At 35.6% G+C, this 15,294-nt stretch carries 18 protein-coding genes; all 18 read right to left on the reverse strand.

Annotated features, from left to right (window positions below):
• Positions 1–30: 30 nt before the first annotated feature.
• Positions 31–1,206: an AI-2E family transporter gene (locus tag BCR26_RS15220; RefSeq protein ID WP_069699826.1), complete on the reverse strand. Its 1,176-nt coding sequence runs from the start codon at positions 1,204–1,206 to the stop codon at positions 31–33.
• A 5-nt stretch (positions 1,207–1,211) separates the two neighbouring features.
• Entirely contained in the window at positions 1,212–1,574 is a 363-nt protein-coding gene (locus BCR26_RS15225; RefSeq protein WP_069699827.1) for a PTS glucitol/sorbitol transporter subunit IIA, read from the reverse strand.
• A gap of 223 nt (positions 1,575–1,797) precedes the next feature.
• Positions 1,798–1,974, reverse strand: coding sequence for a DNA-directed RNA polymerase subunit beta (locus tag BCR26_RS15230; protein WP_069699828.1), 177 nt, complete (start codon positions 1,972–1,974; stop codon positions 1,798–1,800).
• A 16-nt stretch (positions 1,975–1,990) separates the two neighbouring features.
• Entirely contained in the window at positions 1,991–3,289 is a 1,299-nt protein-coding gene (gene murA / locus BCR26_RS15235) for a UDP-N-acetylglucosamine 1-carboxyvinyltransferase (RefSeq protein ID WP_069699829.1), read from the reverse strand.
• 105 nt (positions 3,290–3,394) lie between these two features.
• Positions 3,395–3,631, reverse strand: a complete 237-nt coding sequence (locus tag BCR26_RS15240) for a DUF1146 family protein (protein WP_069699830.1) — start codon at positions 3,629–3,631, stop codon at positions 3,395–3,397.
• 176 nt (positions 3,632–3,807) lie between these two features.
• Complete coding sequence (locus BCR26_RS15245) at positions 3,808–4,239, reverse strand: F0F1 ATP synthase subunit epsilon (protein WP_069699831.1); 432 nt, start codon at positions 4,237–4,239, stop codon at positions 3,808–3,810.
• Between the two features lie 15 nt (positions 4,240–4,254).
• Complete coding sequence (gene atpD, locus BCR26_RS15250) at positions 4,255–5,661, reverse strand: F0F1 ATP synthase subunit beta (RefSeq protein ID WP_069699832.1); 1,407 nt, start codon at positions 5,659–5,661, stop codon at positions 4,255–4,257.
• A gap of 59 nt (positions 5,662–5,720) precedes the next feature.
• Positions 5,721–6,638 (reverse strand): F0F1 ATP synthase subunit gamma, encoded by a 918-nt coding sequence (locus BCR26_RS15255; protein ID WP_069699833.1) that lies wholly within the window; start codon positions 6,636–6,638, stop codon positions 5,721–5,723.
• A 15-nt stretch (positions 6,639–6,653) separates the two neighbouring features.
• On the reverse strand, positions 6,654–8,210 hold the full coding sequence (gene atpA, locus BCR26_RS15260) for a F0F1 ATP synthase subunit alpha (protein ID WP_069699834.1): 1,557 nt from the start codon (positions 8,208–8,210) through the stop codon (positions 6,654–6,656).
• 13 nt (positions 8,211–8,223) lie between these two features.
• A complete protein-coding gene (gene atpH / locus BCR26_RS15265; protein ID WP_069699835.1) occupies positions 8,224–8,781 on the reverse strand; it encodes an ATP synthase F1 subunit delta in 558 nt (185 codons plus the stop codon).
• A complete protein-coding gene (atpF, locus tag BCR26_RS15270; protein WP_069699836.1) occupies positions 8,771–9,295 on the reverse strand; it encodes a F0F1 ATP synthase subunit B in 525 nt (174 codons plus the stop codon). The genes atpH and atpF overlap by 11 nt, the downstream gene beginning before the upstream one ends.
• A 168-nt stretch (positions 9,296–9,463) precedes the next feature.
• Positions 9,464–9,676, reverse strand: coding sequence for an ATP synthase F0 subunit C (gene atpE, locus BCR26_RS15275; protein WP_069699837.1), 213 nt, complete (start codon positions 9,674–9,676; stop codon positions 9,464–9,466).
• Positions 9,677–9,710: 34 nt separating this feature from the next.
• Entirely contained in the window at positions 9,711–10,430 is a 720-nt protein-coding gene (gene atpB, locus BCR26_RS15280; RefSeq protein WP_069699838.1) for a F0F1 ATP synthase subunit A, read from the reverse strand.
• A 443-nt stretch (positions 10,431–10,873) separates the two neighbouring features.
• Positions 10,874–11,338 (reverse strand): SsrA-binding protein SmpB, encoded by a 465-nt coding sequence (gene smpB, locus BCR26_RS15285; RefSeq protein WP_069699839.1) that lies wholly within the window; start codon positions 11,336–11,338, stop codon positions 10,874–10,876.
• A 17-nt stretch (positions 11,339–11,355) separates the two neighbouring features.
• Complete coding sequence (gene rnr / locus BCR26_RS15290; RefSeq protein ID WP_069699840.1) at positions 11,356–13,710, reverse strand: ribonuclease R; 2,355 nt, start codon at positions 13,708–13,710, stop codon at positions 11,356–11,358.
• Complete coding sequence (locus tag BCR26_RS15295) at positions 13,707–14,483, reverse strand: alpha/beta hydrolase (RefSeq protein WP_069699841.1); 777 nt, start codon at positions 14,481–14,483, stop codon at positions 13,707–13,709. The genes rnr and BCR26_RS15295 overlap by 4 nt, the downstream gene beginning before the upstream one ends.
• Positions 14,484–14,597: 114 nt before the next feature.
• Positions 14,598–14,834: a preprotein translocase subunit SecG gene (secG, locus tag BCR26_RS15300; protein ID WP_069699842.1), complete on the reverse strand. Its 237-nt coding sequence runs from the start codon at positions 14,832–14,834 to the stop codon at positions 14,598–14,600.
• Positions 14,835–15,016: 182 nt separating this feature from the next.
• Positions 15,017–15,292, reverse strand: coding sequence for a GNAT family N-acetyltransferase (locus tag BCR26_RS15305; RefSeq protein ID WP_069699843.1), 276 nt, complete (start codon positions 15,290–15,292; stop codon positions 15,017–15,019).
• Positions 15,293–15,294 lie beyond the last annotated feature (2 nt).

The following is a 15,294-nucleotide window of genomic DNA, read 5'->3' on the forward strand; positions in this document are numbered from 1 at the left end:
CCAGTCAAACTTATGGCTGGATGTCTTTTTCTATTCTTCTGCTTCTATTTTCTCAACTAATTCTTCTTTATGATACAAATTAGAAACATCTTTGTACCATTCAAATAAATGAGTGATAATTACTTTTGCAGCAGCATAAACTGGAATTCCTAAAATAACTCCAACGATGCCGAAAAGTTTTCCTGAAGTTAATAACACCAATAGGATCGTTACTGGATGAATATCTAACTGGCTACCTAAAACTAATGGTGAGACAACTCTTCCTTCAATTGTTTGCTCAATAACAAATACAATCAGTACTTTTACTAGTAGGATCGGTCCACCAACAATGCCTAAAAATACTGCTGGAATCATAGCTAAAAATGAACCTAAATAAGGAATTAAATTCAAGAAGCCCGCTGTAATCCCTAAAGTAACAGCATAATCTAAACCAATAATACTAAATCCCATAATGAACATTACCGCTACAGCAAAAGCAACTGTCAATTGTCCTCGAATATAAGATGAAACTTGTGAATTTACTTCTCCTAACACTTTTAATGTAGGCTTTCTTAATCGAGTAGGCAAAAAATTAGTTACATAAGGAGCCAATTTTTTACCGTCTTTCAATAAATAAAATAGAATAAATGGCATAGTAATAACGGCCAAAACCACTGTTGCTACAGCTCCGACAAAACTACCCAATCCTTTTACCGTAAGGCTCGAAACATTTTTTATAATGTCACCTAAAGAATTAATGATACGATCGCTTGCATCCTCTAGTTGAGGTCTAAACTGTTCAAACAGGGGATTGCTAAGAATTTCTTGGGTTTTTTTATCAATTGTATCAATATATTGTGGAAAGTTGTTGGCAAAACTAATGGTCTGTTCTTGAATTTTAGGAATGATTACAACGATTCCCCATATAATTAAGGCTACAACTAAAACAAATAGACCAATAATACTTACTAATCGGGATACATTTTTCTTTTCAAGATAATCTACTACAGGATTCATCAAATAATACAAAATACCTGCCATAACTATAGGCAAGCCGACAACACTAAAAAACTGCCAAATCGGTTGAAATAAATAAGAGACTTTTGTAAATACAAGTAAAATCAGTAAAATTAATAAAACCACTAGCAGTGCTGTAACTACTTGATTATTTAAAAACCAACGCCAGAACCATGAAAATCGTTTCTCTTTTGATTCATGTTTCTCCATTTTTATCACGCTCCAGCAGAAATATAGTCAATTGATGTTCCAACAGTAATTTTGGGTAATTCATATGGAGATAAATACAAACCATTCATAATCACATTTTCTTGAGGAACATCAGAAAATACTAATGTTACATGTGAAATACTGTTTAAATTATCGTTTGCAAAAGAACCGACAAAATGGATAGTATATGTTTTATCGCCGATTTTTAGGGTATCCCCGGCTTTCATTTCAATGATTTCTGTTTCTTGAAATTTTTGGATAACAGCATGTTCTTTTAACCCTTCAGTAGCTGTTTCACCAAAAAGAATAATCATTGGTTCTGATCCTCCAAGAGCATGGGGACCAATTTCGGTAATTAGTGCTTTCATCTATTAATCGCTCCTAACTTTTTTATCATAAACAATTATACCATAGTTTGCTTGTTCTTATTTAAAGATTTTAGCGAATGATTTATGCTCAACTATTAGAAAAAGAGGGTTAGACAAAACTTAAAAAAGTTTTTCTTTCCCTCCTAAAATTCTAATTAGATACTGGGAAACAACTCTTTTTCTCCCAACAATATTTCTTAAAAAACTATTATTTATTCAATCATTATTTTAGAAATTCCATAATATGAGTCCAGACTTCTTCTTTGAATACATCTCTGGGATCCCCTCCGCCAATAACACCGTAGCCAATCATTGTACCAGCTACAAAAAGAATAATGACTAAGGCAATTACTACTAAAATTTTCAATAAAGTCACGACTATATAGCGTGTTGAACTCATACGTTTATTACTCCTTTTAACTAACGGTTGTTTTTTCTTTTGTTACAACCACGTCATCATTTACCCGTTCTACTTTTGCTCCAAGTTTTTGAAGTTTTTTATGGAACTCATAGTAGCCACGATCCAAATATTCTAAATGAGAAACACGGGTAATTCCTTTTGCACGCAATCCTATTAATATTAGAGCTGCAGCAGCACGTAAATCTGTTGCTTTGACAGAAGCTCCTTCAAGTTGTTTTCCACCATTGATAATCGCTATATTCCCATCAATTTTTACATCTGCATTCATATGACGCGTTTCTTCTAAATGTTGGAAACGATTTTCAAAAACTGTTTCAGTCACTACGCTTGTACCTTCTGCTAATAGCTGAATGGCAGTCATTTGGGCTTGCATATCTGTTGGAAATCCAGGATGGGGCATTTTCTTTACATCGGTTGGTTTAATATGTTTCGGTCCAATTACTCGAATTCCATCATTTTCTTCACGGATCGTTGCACCCATTTCGGTCAATTTAGAAATTAACGGACGATTATGTTCTGAAATAGCTTCTTCAATCAAAACATTTCCTTCTGTCATTGCTGCAGCAACCATAAACGTTCCTGCTTCAATACGATCTTGAACAATCGAATGCTGCACAGCTTTAAGGAAATCAACACCTTCAATTCGCATCGTTTCGGTACCAGCACCAAAGACTTTAGCACCCATTTTATTCAGTACATTCGCTAAATCAACTATTTCAGGTTCTCTAGCTACATTTTCAATAATCGTTGTTCCTTTGGCTTTGACAGCTGCCATCATAATATTTTGAGTAGCCCCTACACTAGGGAAATCTAAATAAATCGTGCTACCAATTAATTCATCTGCAATAGCTTCAATATAGCCATTTTTTTGAATAATTTTAGCACCTAGTGCTTGAAATCCTTTTAAGTGTAAATCTATTGGACGTTTCCCAATTGCACAACCACCTGGCATCGCAACTTTTGCATGACCATTACGGGCTAAAAGTGGTCCCATAACAACAATTGAGGCACGCATTTGGCTGACATATTCATAGTTAGCTTCAATTCCTAAAGGTTTTGTTGCATCTATCGTAACTTGATTTAAGTCCTGGTCAAAATCTACATCCACATTTAAGTGACGGATCACTTGATTCATTGTAAATACATCAGACAATATTGGTACATTTTTTAATGTAGTAACGCCCTCTTCTGCTAAAAGTGTCGCAGCTAAAATTGGTAAAACAGCATTTTTTGCTCCTTCAATTTTTACTGTACCTTCTAGTCGATTATCTCCATGAACAATAATCTGTTCCATTATGTTCCCCCCAAAAAATTAGAAATAGAATTCATCCTATACAAAATCTTTTCTATTATACCACTATTTAAAATAAATTAGTATCGTTTCTTCATTTTATAACAATTATGGAAAAAGTGGAATGAATAAATTACGGCATAGCGCCAACAATTCCAATACAAATGTGCTAACTGTAAAGCCTAGAGCAATTGAAAGAAAAATCATCACTAATCTTATTTGAGATGTTCGATAACTTTTAAAAAAATGCTCTATTTTCAGTGATTGTAATGCCCAAAAGCTCAGATAAATCAATGAGATATGACTAACAATCCGTACCATTGCATCTATTCCATAAAATTGCATAAATTTCTCTCCTTGATGATAATCTCACATTGAACATTCTAGCATAAAACTATTAAAAATTGAAAGGAATGTGATCTTTTTAATAGGGCTTTAGCTTTATCCAAAAACTCTTATGTACTAAAAAAGGAAAAGAAGAGCTAATTCATCACGCAACTACTTCTTTTCCTTTTCCCTAATTATGTGTGTTTAGACACATTAATTCGATTAATCGCGCGATGAAGTGCAACCGTTGCACGTCTTAATTCGTCACGGTCCGCATTTTCTTTCGCTTTTTCAATCATGCGTTCTGCTCGTTTTTTAGCTCTTTCAGCACGAGAAACATCAATGTCTCTCTCCCGTTCAGCACTATCGGCAATAATCGAAACAATATTATCTCGAACTTCCATGATTCCACCATTTACTGCAATCCAATCGACATGAGTCTCTGATTCTGTTCTATTCACTCGAACCTCATCAATGGCTAATGGAACAATAATTGGGGCATGCTTCGGTAAAATTCCTATTTCACCATCAGTTGTTTTCGCAACAACAATTTTGGCATGATGATCGTAAACTAAACCATCAGGAGTTACTACATTCACAGTTAGACAATCTTTTGTGCTATCCATTGTGTTCGCCGCCTCCTAGTAGCCTAATTTTTTAGCTTTTTCAATAACATCTTCGATTCTACCTACACTACGGAAGGCTTCTTCTGGAAGATTATCATATTTTCCTTCAAGAATATCTTTAAACCCTTTAACTGTTTCTGATACAGGTACATAAGAACCTGGCTGTCCAGTAAATTGTTCCGCAACGTTAAAGTTTTGAGATAAGAAGAATTGAATGCGACGCGCACGTCCAACCAATACTTTTTCTTGATCTGATAATTCATCCATTCCAAGGATTGCAATAATGTCTTGCAACTCACGGTAACGTTGTAAAACATGCTGAACTTCAGTTGCTACAGCATAGTGTTCTTCTCCTACAACTTCAGGAGCTAGAGCACTTGAAGAAGAAGCTAATGGGTCCACAGCTGGATAGATCCCTTGTTCTGTTAAACGACGTTCCAAGTTGGTTGTTGCATCTAAATGGGCAAAGGCTGTAGCTGGCGCTGGGTCAGTATAATCATCAGCCGGTACATATATTGCTTGAATAGATGTAATTGACCCTTTTTTTGTTGAAGTAATCCGTTCTTGTAATTGTCCCATTTCAGTTGCCAAGGTTGGTTGATATCCTACTGCTGAAGGCATACGACCTAGCAGCGCGGAAACTTCTGAACCAGCTTGTGTAAAGCGGAATATATTATCGATAAATAGTAAAACATCTTGTCCTTCAACATCACGGAAATACTCTGCTAACGTCAAACCAGTTAAAGCAACACGCATCCGTGCACCTGGTGGTTCATTCATTTGACCAAAAACCATTGCTGTTTTTTCGATAACACCAGAATCTTTCATTTCATGGTAAAGATCGTTTCCTTCACGAGTACGCTCTCCAACACCAGTAAATACTGAAATACCACCATGTTCTTGAGCAATGTTATGAATCAATTCTTGAATCAGAACGGTTTTTCCAACACCAGCACCACCGAACAAGCCAACTTTCCCCCCTTTTAAATAAGGAGCAAGTAAGTCAATTACTTTGATGCCTGTTTCTAGGATTTCGTTACTTGTACTTAATTCGTCAAATGCAGGCGCCTTTTTGTGAATTCCACTACGTTCTGCATCTTCTGGGAAAGGTTCTTCCAAATCAATTGTTTCCCCTAAAACGTTAAATACACGCCCTAGGGTTTCTTTTCCAACCGGAACAGAAATGGATTTTCCTGTATCGATTACTTCCATTCCTCTTTGTAGCCCATCAGTTGACTCCATTGCAATTGAACGAATAACACCATCGCCAAGCTCTAAAGCTACCTCAAGGACTACTTTTTGTTTCTCTTCGCCATTTTTATAAACGACTAATGCATTGTTTATATCTGGTAAAGACTGATCTAGTGAAAACTCCACGTCAACAACGGGACCAATTACTTCAACAATCTTTCCTGAACTCATAGTTCTTTCCTCCAGTCTTATTAAAGTCACACACTCCGTCTAAAGAATGTAAGACTAGATTATTCTAGTGCAGCTGCACCAGCAACAATTTCTGTAATTTCTTGTGTAATCGCCCCTTGTCGAGCACGATTATAAGAAATGGTAAGGTCATTAATAATCGTTTGAGCATTATCTGTCGCTGTTTTCATTGCGGTCATGCCGGCTGCATGCTCAGCTGTTTTTGCATCAATAATTGCTCCATAGATTAAACTTTCTGCATATTGAGGCAGCAGTTGATCTAAAATAACTTCTTCAGAAGGCTCTAAAATATATTCTTGTTCATAAGAAGTTGCTTCTCCTGGATCTAAATCTGAAATTGGTAACATTTTTTCTACACGAAACTGGCTTGTTAATGAATTTATATGATGGTTGTAGCAAACATATAATTCATCAAAAACTTCATTTTCGTACATTGTCGTTGCAGTCGAAACAATTTTTCTAACTTCATCAAAACTTGGTTGGTCTGTTAACCCTCTTAATTCATAGGCAACATTGATTCCACGAGCTTTAAAGAAATCAGCCCCTGTTCCCCCGATAGCGATTAGAACAAATTCCTCTTGGGAACTATGATCGTCTTCCATCATCGTCATCGTCTGCTTCAAAATAGAACTGTTATAGCCTCCAACAAGTCCTTTGTCAGATGTAATCACAATATAACCTGTTTTCTTCACAGGACGAGTTTTTAGCATCATATGGTAGTCATTTACTTCGGACTCACCATTACCAAAATCATCTAGCATTTGTAAGTCATTTAGTTGTGAAGCCACAAGATGGGTAACAATTGAACGAATTTTTGAAGAATATTCTTGAAAACTTCTAGAAGCCACTTCAGACTTAGTCAATTTTGATGCTGAAACCATTTGCATCGCTTTAGTAATTTGGCTCGTCTTTTTTGTAGAAGCAATGCGCTGTTTTATTTCATTTAGCGAAGCACCCAATTTCGTTCACCTCTCTTATGCGTTCTCAAGTGTTTGCAATTTATCTTTTGTGATTGAACCGTCAATATTTGCTGCGTTAAAAATATCTTTATATTCTTTAATAGCAGCATCAATTAAATCAGTATCTGGTAAATCTTTTGTTGTGCGAATTGTTTCAAAAATCTCTGGATGCTTCCCATCAATATAATCAAACAACTCTTGTTCAAAGTCTAAAATTTTCGCTACACTAACACTATCTAGGAAGCCATGAGTTAGTGCATATAAAATTAATACTTGTTTTTCAACTGCTAAAGGAGCATGTAATTTTTGTTTCAAAATTTCTACCGTTCTGCGACCACGATTTAATTTTGCCTGTGTTGCAGCATCTAAATCTGATCCAAACTGTGTAAATGCTTCTAATTCACGATAACTAGCTAAGTCTAAACGCAACGTTCCAGCCACTTTTTTCATCGCCTTAATTTGAGCGGAGCCACCAACACGCGAAACTGAAAGTCCAGCATCAACAGCGGGTCTAGTTCCAGCATAAAACAAATCACTTTCTAAGAAAATTTGTCCATCAGTAATTGAAATAACATTGGTAGGAATGTAAGCAGAAATATCTCCCGCTTGTGTTTCTACAAATGGTAATGCTGTCATTGAACCTCCACCAAGATCATCACTTAACTTCGCCGCACGTTCTAATAAACGTGAATGCAAATAGAAAACATCTCCTGGATAAGCTTCCCGACCTGGGGGGCGACGTAAAAGTAACGAAAGTTCACGATAAGCAACCGCTTGTTTAGATAAATCGTCAAAGATGATCAACACATGCTTGCCGTTATACATGAATTCTTCACCCATAGCCGTTCCAGCATAAGGGGCAATGTATAGCAATGGTGCCGGTTGAGAAGCACCTGCTGTGACAATAATTGTATAATCTAACGCACCAAATTTTCTAAGTGTTTCTACTTGATTACGAACTGTTGATTCTTTTTGTCCGATTGCTACGTAGATACAAATAACATCTTGCCCTTTTTGGTTAATAATCGTGTCAATTGCAATGGATGTTTTCCCGGTTTTGCGGTCACCGATGACTAACTCACGTTGTCCACGACCAATTGGTACAAGAGCATCTATTGCTTTAAGCCCCGTTTGCATAGGCTCACTAACTGATTTTCTTTGCATTACTCCTGGGGCTGCAGCTTCAACGGGACGAGTTTTAGTTGTTTTAATTTCTCCTAACCCATCAATTGGCTGACCTAAAGGATTTACGACACGTCCAATCATCGCTTCACCTACAGGAACTTCCATAATCTTGCCCGTTCGCTTAACCGTATCTCCTTCACGAATGGTTTCAAAATCACCTAAAATAATAATCCCTACGTCATTCATTTCTAAGTTTTGTGCCATACCGTATGAACCATTTGAGAATTCAAGCAACTCTCCACTCATTGCGTTTTCTAATCCATGAGCTCGAGCAATTCCATCTCCAACGTACGTAACAGTACCGACTTCTTCTACTTCTAATACTTGTTGATAATTTTCAATTTGTTCTTTAATCAAGGCACTGATTTCTTCTGCTCTGATAGCCATTCAATTCACCTCTTTATTGTACTGATTCTTTTTTCATTAAACGTTGTCGAATTTGTTCTAATTGTTTGTGAATACTTCCATCAATTACTTGGTGATTCGCTTCGATAACAACCCCACCAACTATTTCAGGATCAATTAAATTAATTAGATGTGCATGCTTATAACCTAACATACTGGCAACTTTTTCTTCCATTGCTTGATGTTGTTCTTTTGTCAAAGGAATGGCGGTTGAAACCGTACCCAAAATCAAGCTTCGATGCTCATCATATCTAAGTTCATATTCATCAATCATTAATAACAAATCATTCATTCTGCTATATTTGTAAACAACCATCAAGAAATTTTTAACCATGCCTTCATAACTGGCAATTAGTTTATTCATAATTTCATCTTTTTCATAGGGTTCCAAGCGAGCATCACTTAAAATATCTCCTAAGCCTGGGACTTCATGGTAAATTTCTCTAAGCGTCAATAACTCTTGATAAACGTTATCGGCTTCTTGTTTTTCAATTGCCAACTCAAACAAGGCTTTCCCATAACGTTTGCCTACAGTGTATTTATCAAGCTTCATTTGATTTACCTAAGCCTTCAATATAAGAATTAATTAACGCTTCGTGCACATCTTGTGTTAATTCTTTATTTAATATTTTTTCTGCTATTTGTAAAGATAACGCAGCCACTTCGTCTTTAACTTCCGCCATTGCTTCTTCATGTTCTTGAGAAATATCTTGACGAGCTTTTTCTCTTAAACGTGAAACTTCTTCACTGGTTTCTGTTAAAATTCTTTGACGATTTTGATCGCCACTCTCTTTCGCATTTTTTATAATATCTGCTGCTTCAGTTTTAGAAGAAAGTAGTTTTTGCTGACGCTCTTCTTCTAACTTGGCTGCTGCGATTCGAGATTGTTCTGCAGAATCTAAATCATTGGCAATTTTATCTTCACGCTTTTTCAACATTTCACTAATCGATTCCCAAGCAAATTTCTTGATGAGAAGCATTAAGAGTAAAAAAGCTCCACTAACAACAATGATTGTGCCTAATGTTGTGCTGGGGGGTACTTCACCAATAACTAAATGATCTATCATGAAGCCTCAACTTCCTTTCCTGCCGATATCAGTACTAGTCTTTTTATTAAAAAGCATACTTTGTTCGTTCTAATAAAAACTTAATTCTCTTTATGAACTAAAATAGTTTAAGGTATAGAAGAAAGCAGTGACGGTGTTCCGAAACAATCGGCGTCCTGCCTTCCAAAATTATTTAAATACTAATAAAAGCGCAATAACTACACCCAAAATAGGCACAGCTTCAATCAAGGCTACACCGATGAACATTGTAGTTCTTAATTGTCCTGCCATTTCAGGTTGACGAGTCATTGACTCAATTGTTTTAGAAATTACTTTTCCATTACCGTAAGCTGCTCCAATAGCGGCTCCAAAAACTGCGATAGCTGCTGCAATATAATTCATTATGTTATCCTCCTAGATAATTGTTTTTCTTTTTTTATTCTTCCACTTCAATTTTGTGAGCCATGTAAACCATAGACAAGGTCACAAAAATGAAAGCTTGAATCCCACCGATAAATAGTGAAAAGGCCACCCAAATCATTTCTAGTGGTAAGGCTAAGGGAATTGACCAAAGTCCTACACTTGATACGATACTAGCAATCAATCCTAGTAAAACTTCACCTGCAAAAATATTTCCGTACAACCGTAATGCTAATGTTAGTAAGTTTGTAAATTCTTCCATTAGTTTAATTGGCATTAGAAAAGCAACAGGTTTTAAAAAGCTGTTTACAAAATATCCTTTTAAACCAAAACGATTAATACTAAATAAGTGAGTCAACACAATCATGATTAATGCCAACGTCAGTGTTACCATTGGATCTGCTGTTGGGCTTTTCCATAGAGTCAAGTCATCACCTACAACGACTTTTGTCACTAAACCAATAATATTGGCAACCAATACAAACATGAACATAGTGAATGCTAATAGATGAAAATTCGTTACTTCCTTGCTAGGCATATTATCTGTAATAATTCCTCTTACAAAATCAATCAATAATTCAATGACATTTTGTTTACCTTTGGGTTTCATCTGTAAATTCCTTGTGCAAAAATAAACAATGCCAAATACAATGATACAAGTTAACAGTACCATTATACAAATCGTACCATCAAACCAAATCGGTCCAATCTTGAAGAGCAGTGACTTCTCTTCCAATTCAATTCACCTCTTTTCAAACAATCTTCTGGAAGTTCATTTGAAGAGCTAGACGAGTTTTTTCTGTCTCAAAAGTATTTTTCAACTTTTTTCTTGATATTCTCGTAAAATAAGTTCCTCTATAACTCCTTTACTTTCATAACCATCCGTATCATAACACCAACAGCGAATAATTTCAAAAAAATTTCATGAAAACATGACACTTTTTCTAATCTGACAAAAAAATGGTTAATCGACCTTATTTTTGTTCTAAGTAAAAGCAGTCCTTATTTATCGCTTTTTTTAGCTGGATAGAAGAATGATTAGCGAAAAAACACTGAAAACACAGTGCTTTTCTTAACTTTATCAAATTCTTTCAATAATAGTAAGTAAAACGATAAAATATGTGAAAAAGGATATATTTTATCACTTTTACTTACGATACTTCTTTTGGTAGTAAGTAATTATCGTGATGCGTTTTTCAGTGTTCGACTAATTTCTCGATTAATTTCTTTGCGTTTTAAGTCTTCTCGTTTATCGTATTGCTTTTTCCCTTTAGCTAAACCAATTAGGACTTTTGCATACCCATTCTTGATATACACTTTTAATGGAACAATTGTGATTCCCGTATTTTTTGTTTCTGCAATTAATTTTGCAATTTGCTTTTTATGCAGTAAGAGTTTTCTAGTTCGTAAAGGGTCGTGATTAAAAATATTTCCTTGTTCGTAAGGACTGATGTGCACGTTATAAAGAAATGCTTCTCCATTACGAACTCGAGCAAACCCATCCTTTAAGTTGATTCTTCCGTTACGAATTGATTTGATTTCGGTTCCTTGTAACACAACTCCTGCTTCCATCGTGTCAACAATCGTATAGTCATGTCTAGCTTTACGATTCTGAGCAATAAGCTTCCCTTCTCCTTTTGGCATTTGCAACTCTCCAATTCTTATTTTTTCTTCTTACCTTTTTTGTTTTTTTTCTTTTTAACTGCTTCTTTGTAAAAAGGTTTCTTCCCTTTTTTCTTATTATTTTTACGTTTAGATTGGTTATCATCTACTCGTTTCTGAAGGTGGTCGTTTCCACGTCTGCGCTCACTTTGTCGTCTATTCTGTTTCGGCGCTTCTAAACGTTGAACTTCTTCTGCATCAAGTAATTCAAAATCAATTTCTCTTGTTTCCGGATCGGCTTTTACAACTTTAATTCTAACTTTCTGTCCGATTTTTAGAGTCATACCTGTCCGCTCGCCAACTAAGGCCATATGATTTTCAATGTAATGGAAGTAATCCTGTTTTAAACTGTTTACATGAATCAGACCTTCAATCGTATTTGGCAATTCAATAAATAAACCAAATTTAGCAACTGATCCGATAATTCCGTCATATTCTTCACCAATTTTGTCTGCCATAAACTCTGCTTTTTTCATTGAATCAACTTCGCGCTCAGCCTCCACCGCACGGCGTTCCATTTTCGAACTATGATCGGCAATATCCGGTAATAGCTCTGCCCATTTTTCTTTGGTACTTTCGCTCATCGACTCACTGTAGGTACGAATTAATCGATGAACAATCAAATCTGGATACCGTCTGATTGGAGAAGTAAAATGAGTATAGTATTCGGCAGCCAAACCGTAATGGCCATAATTATCTTCTGAGTAACGAGCCTGTTGCATACTACGTAATAACATCGTATTAATTACAGGTTCTTCTGGTTTGCCATTCACTTGTTCAAGAACTCGTTGAAGATCCTTCGGTGTAATATCATTTTTTGTCCCTTTAACTAAGATACCAAAGACACTGGCAAAGTCAAAAAATCGTTGCATTTTTTCTTCTTTTGGTTGTTCATGAATCCGATAAATAAAAGGAACTTTTAAATCGTGGAAATGTTTCGCAACCGTTTCGTTAGCAGCTAACATAAAGGATTCAATCAATCGCTCTCCCACGCCACGGGTTCTTAGAAGAATGTCTTCTGGATGCCCGTCTCTATCTACCAATACTTTTGCCTCATTGTCTTCAAAAGAAATGGCTCCACGTCTTTCTCTCATGGTTTCAAGGATATGGTGTAATTCACCCATTTCCTGAAACATTGGAACAAGATTTTTATAACGCACCATCGTTTCTGGTTTCTGTTCTTCTAAAATCTCATTGATTGCAGTATAAGTCATTCTTTCTGTTGTTTTAATCACACTTTGAAAAATCTCATGACGCACAATATTTCCTTCTGGATCAATCTCCATTTCACAACTCATCGTTAATCGAGGGACTTTAGGATTTAGAGAACAAATTCCGTTAGATAAACGTTGTGGAATCATTGGCACGACTCTATCTGTTAAATAAACACTAGTTCCTCGCTCATAAGCTTCGCGATTTAACTGACTTTCTTCTGTTACATAATAAGAGACATCTGCAATATGAACCCCTAAAAAATAATGTCCACTATCTAATTTTCTGACAGTCACTGCATCATCCAAATCTTTAGCATCTTCTCCATCAATGGTTACGATCACTTCTTCTCTTAAATCTCTGCGACCTTCTATGTCAGATTCTGCTATAGCATCTGGTACCTTATCAGCTTCTGCTAGTACATCCTCTGGAAAAGCAGTAGGTATGCCATGAGCAACAATAACTGATAAAATATCCATTCCTGGATCATTTTTATGTCCAACAACTTTTTTCACGATTCCTTCTAAACTTTTTGTGTATTCTTTTTCTGGATAATGGGTAATTTCAACAATGACAATACTTCCATCAACAGGCTTTATTCCTATTGCAGCGATAAAAAACGTCAATCCAGTCATTTTTTTATCTTTTGGAATCATATAGCCATATAAATCAGTTTCTGTCACTTGGTCTTCGTCATAAGCCACAAACTCTCCAACCGCTTGTGTGATTGCTCTTTTTTTAATTGCGACAACTTTTCCTTCGGCTCCTTTTTCTGTAAAAGGATCAGCAGGTTGAACAATGTCAATTGCAACAGTATCGCCATCCATAGCAAAATTAACGGCTTCTTTAGGAATATATATATCTGGTTCTTCTTCATCATAATTTACAAAGCCAAAACCTCTTTCATTTGCTCTAAAAACACCTTCAAGAGCTAATTCTTTGTTCGGTAAACGAATTTTTCCTTTTTTATTAAATTCTACTAATTTTTCCCGTTCCATTGCTGCTATTGTCTGAACGAGTAGTTTGAAATCAGTACTTTTTTGTAATTGCAAAGCTTCTGCAATCTCTTCCATAGAAAAACTTTTCTTCTTTTGTGATTCCATGAAAAATAGGATTTTCTCCTTAATCGTTTGTTTTGTCATAGTTTCTCCTCATGCCAAGAAAGTGTTTCTAAAAAATGCAACACATCTTGTTCTAATTGTTTGTGATCGGGCCCTACAGTGATTACATGACCACTCTTAGGATACCAGTTTAATGTATAGCGTGTTTGTTTTAAGGCTTCTGCTGTTTTATAAACTCCGGAAGCCTCTATCATTTCATCGTTACCAGCTTGCGCCATGAAAACAGGAACTGAAATTTGATTCAATTTTTCAGATGTTTTTACTGAGAACAATTCAATCTCTTCCATTTGTTGAAGAACATCTCTTTGAATACGTTGCAATCGTTGCTGTTTATCGGGTTCATTAATTTTTGTAATAGAAAAAATATTTTCTGCATACTTCAAAAAGTTTTCAGGGACTTTATTTTTAACTGGGAAAATGGGAGAACAGAAAAAGCCACCGCCGATTATTCCTTGTAAAGATTCCGTCAAAAGATGCGTCGCAATAAGCCCACCCAGTGATAACCCAAAAACAGCTACTTGTTCATAGCCTTTTTCTTTTAAAAATGTTACAGCATCGAGAGCATCTTGCTGCCATTTAGTTATTGATTCCGCTAAAATGTCTTCCGGTCGTAACGTTCCGTGACCAGTAAAATTTGGTGAATAAACAGTATAGTTCGCTTTCTCTAAAAAGCGGCTTAACATTCGTACATCATTGCTACTTCCTGAATAGGCATGTAATAACAAAACTGCACAAGGCCCATTTTCTGTAAACAATGGTTTTGGTAAATTGATTTTCTTTTCCAAGTAGGTCACCTCAACCTTATTTTATCACATAATAGAGCCAAATCCTTCAGAAAAGAAATCCATCAGATTCGGTTTTAATAAACAAAAAAAGTCCCTCTTTAATCGAGAGACTTTCAAGCATTTTTACTTTGAAGATAATAATGATAAAACAAATAACAATACCATCCAAGTTGCACCAATAATAGCAGTAGCTCTTTGCATTACAGCTTCGAACCCACGCGCTTTTTGTTTACCAAAAAGTTTGTCTGCTCCACCAGTAAATGCACTAGCTGCACTATTTTGTTTACTTGGTTGCATTAATACTGCAATTACCATTAAGACTGAAAGTATAAGTACAAGTGTTAATATCAGATTATACATACATTAATTCTCCCTTATTCACAAAATACATCTATTATACTTTAGCATATTTTTAATTGAATTACTAGGAAAAAGTAACAGAACTTAACAAACCATTCCTCTTTCGTAAAATTTTTCACTCGTGATGTATAGATGATAACCAAAGTTCTATAGGATGGGGTTGCCTAAACTATATTTTTCTGTTATTTCCGCAAAACATCACTATATTCTTTTTTCTCGTCAAATTCTTTTTTAGCAAAAGGGCACAATGGAATAATTTGTTTTCGTTCTTTTCGTGCCTTCTCGACCCCTTTTAATACTAATTTCTCTGCAAGTTTTTGGCCTCGATATGCTGGATCAACATAGGTATGGTCGATAATTAGTAGCTTTTCACCTGCTTCTGACCAAGTCATTTCACCAATCTCTAAACCTTCGTCATTGTATAACACAAAACGTCTGCTTTCTTCTTTGATGTCCACTG

This window comes from Enterococcus rivorum (assembly GCF_001742285.1).
GTDB classification, from domain to species: Bacteria; Bacillota; Bacilli; order Lactobacillales; family Enterococcaceae; genus Enterococcus_L; species Enterococcus_L rivorum.

Excerpts from the sequence above, each read along its gene's own strand:
- BCR26_RS15220 (WP_069699826.1), bottom strand. The coding sequence starts at position 1,206 with ATGGAGAAACATGAATCAAAAGAGAAACGATTTTCATGGTTCTGGCGT.
- BCR26_RS15225 (WP_069699827.1), bottom strand. The coding sequence starts at position 1,574 with ATGAAAGCACTAATTACCGAAATTGGTCCCCATGCTCTTGGAGGATCA.
- BCR26_RS15230 (WP_069699828.1), bottom strand. The coding sequence starts at position 1,974 with ATGAGTTCAACACGCTATATAGTCGTGACTTTATTGAAAATTTTAGTA.
- murA (WP_069699829.1), bottom strand. The coding sequence starts at position 3,289 with ATGGAACAGATTATTGTTCATGGAGATAATCGACTAGAAGGTACAGTA.
- BCR26_RS15240 (WP_069699830.1), bottom strand. The coding sequence starts at position 3,631 with ATGCAATTTTATGGAATAGATGCAATGGTACGGATTGTTAGTCATATC.
- BCR26_RS15245 (WP_069699831.1), bottom strand. The coding sequence starts at position 4,239 with ATGGATAGCACAAAAGATTGTCTAACTGTGAATGTAGTAACTCCTGAT.
- atpD (WP_069699832.1), bottom strand. The coding sequence starts at position 5,661 with ATGAGTTCAGGAAAGATTGTTGAAGTAATTGGTCCCGTTGTTGACGTG.
- atpA (WP_069699834.1), bottom strand. The coding sequence starts at position 8,210 with ATGGCTATCAGAGCAGAAGAAATCAGTGCCTTGATTAAAGAACAAATT.
- atpH (WP_069699835.1), bottom strand. The coding sequence starts at position 8,781 with ATGAAGCTTGATAAATACACTGTAGGCAAACGTTATGGGAAAGCCTTG.
- atpF (WP_069699836.1), bottom strand. The coding sequence starts at position 9,295 with ATGATAGATCATTTAGTTATTGGTGAAGTACCCCCCAGCACAACATTA.
- atpE (WP_069699837.1), bottom strand. The coding sequence starts at position 9,676 with ATGAATTATATTGCAGCAGCTATCGCAGTTTTTGGAGCCGCTATTGGA.
- smpB (WP_069699839.1), bottom strand. The coding sequence starts at position 11,338 with ATGCCAAAAGGAGAAGGGAAGCTTATTGCTCAGAATCGTAAAGCTAGA.
- rnr (WP_069699840.1), bottom strand. The coding sequence starts at position 13,710 with ATGACAAAACAAACGATTAAGGAGAAAATCCTATTTTTCATGGAATCA.
- secG (WP_069699842.1), bottom strand. The coding sequence starts at position 14,834 with ATGTATAATCTGATATTAACACTTGTACTTATACTTTCAGTCTTAATG.